Raw genomic sequence first — 1,223 nt, 5'->3', positions numbered from 1 at the left:
CAGCCGCACCGGCAGCCGCCGCGCCGTCCGGGAGCCCGTCGCCGCTGCGCGGCCAGACGGTCAAGGTCTCCCGGCTCCGCAAGATCATCGCCCAGCGCATGGTGGAGTCGCTGCAGGTCTCGGCCCAGCTGACCCAGGTGGTCGAGGTCGACGTCACCAACATCGCCCGGCTCCGCGAGCGGGAGAAGGCGGACTTCCACGCCCGCGAGGGCGTGAAGCTCTCCTACCTGCCGTTCTTCGCGAAGGCCGCGATCGACTCGCTCAAGGCGCACCCCGCCCTGAACGCGACGATCGACACCGAGAAGGGTGAGATCACCTACTACGACCGCGAGAACGTCGCCTTCGCGGTCGACACCGAGAAGGGCCTGCTGACCCCGGTCGTCAAGGACGCCGGTGACCTGTCGGTCTCCGGCCTCGCGAAGAAGATCGCCGACGTCGCCCAGCGGACCCGGACCAACAAGATCGGCCCCGACGAGCTCTCCGGTGGCACGTTCACGATCACCAACCTCGGCAGCGTGGGCGCCCTCTGGGACACCCCGATCATCAACCAGCCGCAGGTCGCGATCCTCGGCCCCGGTGCCGTGGTCAAGCGGCCCGTCGTGATCGACGACCCCGACCTCGGCGAGACGATCGCCGTGCGCCACATGGTCTACCTCGCGCTGACGTACGACCACCGCCTGGTGGACGGCGCCGACGCCGGCCGCTTCCTGCAGGACGTGAAGAAGCGTCTCGAGGCGGGACAGTTCGAGGTCTGAGCAGCAACTGGTGCCGCGGTGACCCCACAGGTGGCACGCTGATCCGATGACCTCACTCTCGGTCGTCGTGGCCGGCTCCTCGGGATTCCTCGGTCAGCGCCTGTGCAGCGAGCTGGAGGCGCGCGGACACCGGGTCACCACGCTCGTACGACGACCCGCCCGGCTCCCCCGCGAGTCCACCTGGGACCCGCGCGCCGGTCTCGTCGACGCGGAGCTGGTCGGGTCGGCGGACGTGGTGGTCAACCTCGCCGGCTCTCCCCTCATCGGCAACCCGCACTCCAAGCGCTGGGCGCGCGACGTCCGCACGAGCCGCATCGCCACCACCGGCACCCTCGCCGCGACCGTCGCTGCGGCGTCCTCGCCGCCGGCGCTGGTCAACGCCTCCGCCGTCGGCTGGTACGGCGACCACGGGCCGGCCGAGCTGACCGAGGCCAGCGACACGCGTGGCCACTCGCTGCTCACGCGCGT

2 protein-coding genes are annotated in these 1,223 nt (G+C 71.1%); both read left to right on the top strand.

From position 1 onward, the window contains the following. Positions 1–755, top strand: a 755-nt coding sequence (locus tag E7Z54_RS17275; RefSeq protein WP_206056346.1) for a 2-oxo acid dehydrogenase subunit E2, incomplete at its 5' end; no start/stop codon positions are given. 46 nt (positions 756–801) lie between these two features. Beyond that, positions 802–1,223 (top strand): NAD-dependent epimerase/dehydratase family protein (locus tag E7Z54_RS17270; protein WP_136435818.1); only part of this gene is annotated, 422 nt, incomplete at its 3' end.

The organism is Nocardioides sp., assembly GCF_004803405.1.
In the GTDB taxonomy this organism is placed as follows: Bacteria; Actinomycetota; Actinomycetes; order Propionibacteriales; family Nocardioidaceae; genus Nocardioides; species Nocardioides vastitatis.
Note: the sequence above shows the minus strand (reverse complement) of the source record. Positions and strands in the feature narration are given on the sequence as shown.